Here is a 1,996-nt window from a genome sequence, read left to right as displayed (position 1 = left end):
ATAGAGTAGGCGCATGAAAATTAATTCATGCGCCTCTCGCAGATCCGTACGTGCGGGTCATCGCATACGGCTCCTCCATGCTTATCCCCTTTGGGGATGCAGGTCATTATAAATATCTTCTAAGAAAACTAATCGTAGCTCTCGGAATCTTTCATTTGGAATAGCGAAGCTTACTGGTGGACTTTTAGAACTTCTCCATTTTGTCATTCTAAGACTGGGTAGTTCTCCTTTCCACTTTCTTCTTCTAAGCTCCTTATGGAGCTTATTTATTTTGCGCCAACTTCTCAATTGAATCATCCTTAGTCTTCTCCTAATCCATGCGTCTAATTTCATGAACAGAGTCTTGCAGAAACCAATCCCAAAGTATCTACCCCACCCTCTTAAAATTGGGTTAAGACGTTGCTTGATGAATTCCTCTAGGTTAACAGTTAGATTTCTTTTAGTAGCGTTTCTCACCTTATCCTTAAACTTTTGGATTGCCCCCTCAGAAGGTGTGTGAAAATATCCGACTTTGAATGTGTATCCAAGGAATGTGAACGGCTCACGCAGATTATCTACAATTTGGGTTTTCGTTGGGTGCACGACTAGTCCTAGCTCTTTTTCTAATAATTTCTTTACAGACTTTAGAACTCTTTCCGCTCCTTTTTGAGACTTACAGCAGATGACGAAGTCATCTGCATAACGAGTGATACGATGTCCTCGCATGCTCATCATTTCGTCGAGCGGGTGCAAATAAATATTTGCCAAAAGTGGACTAATGACTCCGCCCTGAGGACTCCCATTGGCACTTTCCTGGGTAATACCATTTTCTAAAACACCTGATTTAAGGAACTGTACAATTAATTCTAATACGCTGCTATCCACTATCTCTTCTCTTATCAACTTAAGAAGCTTTTCATGTGGAATAGAGTCAAAATAAGTCTTGATGTCTGCGTCTATGACGAAAGTGTACCCATCTAATAAATCCTTCCGGATTTTTAGAATCGCCATATGTGCACTACGGTCTGGTCGAAATCCAAAACTACATGGTAGGAATTTTTGTTCAAAGATTGGCTCCATTTTTCGTTTCACCGCCGCTTGTAGAACTCTATCTTCCACAGTTGGTATACCTAGTGGTCGCTGCGTCCCATCTGCTTTTGGTATATAGACTCTTCTTACCGGTTTAGCGTGGTATGTTTTATCACGTAATGATTGTTGGAGCACTCTTAAGTTGTGTTCCAAGTCTAGTTCATATTCTTTTATCGTGACATTATCTACACCGTGCGCCCCTCTGTTTTTCTTTACATCGTAAAACGACTGTTGCAAATTGGAGTATGCCCAAATCTTATCAATAAGACTGTACCACTTTTGTTTCTTAGCTGATGTTTCTCCTGCACGTAAACATTGTTCTCTTGTTTCTTCTTTCATGTATCCGTTACCTTCCTAATTCTTCGACTGGTTGAATAGTAGTTCACTGACCAGTATCCAAAATAGTACTCCACCCCTAAACAACCTACTTTCTATTCGGTCCCAATTCTTTGGCTATCTGCCTCATCGGCTTCTGTTTAGTACATTAAGAGCCTTCAAGTACACTTGCTTTTCTTACATGGACAGACCGGCTTCGCATCAAGTCAATGCCTTTTGGGTCACTGCTTGTCTTGTCAACCAAGTGACAAGTCACTTACCTTTATGGCTTTTCTGGTAAGTTTATTCACTACTATCCCCTGCTCTGACTTCTCACCTTCCGTAAAATCCTTCTTGTCCATTGCGGCTTTGAAAGACCCTTACCACCTAAGGTGGAGATGATGAGACCTCCTTGGGTCACGTCAATTCTCTTTCCCCCGAATCCAGTCCTCTTAACTAATAGAATATATTGTGGTTTTGGACTTCCCCATCTTTTGCAGGGTTATCCTATCCTACCAGCCAACCTGGGTAATGCCATCTGTTCCGGGTTTTGCCTTCTAGTCCTCCGCACGGAATCTCGCGATACCCGCACTACCAGTCAGCTATACACTTC

The 1,996-nt window shown here is 41.9% G+C and carries 1 protein-coding gene; it reads right to left on the bottom strand.

Translation table 11 applies throughout. The features are described from left to right. Positions 1-81: 81 nt before the first annotated feature. On the bottom strand, positions 82-1,407 hold the full coding sequence (ltrA, locus tag ACIP9W_RS22330) for a group II intron reverse transcriptase/maturase (RefSeq protein ID WP_400793436.1): 1,326 nt from the start codon (positions 1,405-1,407) through the stop codon (positions 82-84). Between the last annotated feature and the right edge of the window lie 589 nt (positions 1,408-1,996).

The sequence above is a fragment of the Psychrobacillus sp. NPDC093180 genome (assembly GCF_044754065.1).
Lineage (GTDB): Bacteria > Bacillota > Bacilli > Bacillales_A > Planococcaceae > Psychrobacillus.
Note: the sequence above shows the minus strand (reverse complement) of the source record. Positions and strands in the feature narration are given on the sequence as shown.